Origin of the sequence: Bacillus sp. GbtcB14, from assembly GCF_019091205.1 — a bacterium.
Taxonomy (GTDB): domain Bacteria; phylum Bacillota; class Bacilli; order Bacillales; family Bacillaceae_G; genus Bacillus_A; species Bacillus_A cereus_AG.
In genome coordinates this window covers 1-253 of the sequence record NZ_JAGXJT010000215.1, presented here as the reverse complement: position 1 = coordinate 253, position 253 = coordinate 1, and the positions used below count along the sequence as shown (strand labels likewise).

Below are 253 nucleotides of genomic sequence, written 5' to 3'. Positions count from 1 at the left end.
CTCGGTAGCTCAGTCGGTAGAGCAGAGGACTGAAAATCCTCGTGTCGGCGGTTCGATTCCGTCCCGAGCCACCATTTATCTTAATAATATACGCCGGCTTAGCTCAATTGGTAGAGCAACTGACTTGTAATCAGTAGGTTGGGGGTTCAAGTCCTCTAGCCGGCACCATGTAAGTTTCGGAGGGGTAGCGAAGTGGCTAAACGCGGCGGACTGTAAATCCGCTCCTTCGGGTTCGGCAGTTCGAATCTGCCCC

General features: G+C 53.4%; 1 tRNA gene. It reads left to right on the top strand.

The annotated features are described in order from the left end of the window. Window positions 1–92: 92 nt before the first annotated feature. Window positions 93–168: transfer RNA gene (locus tag KVT31_RS29760), tRNA-Thr, on the top strand. The last annotated feature ends 85 nt before the right edge of the window (window positions 169–253 follow it).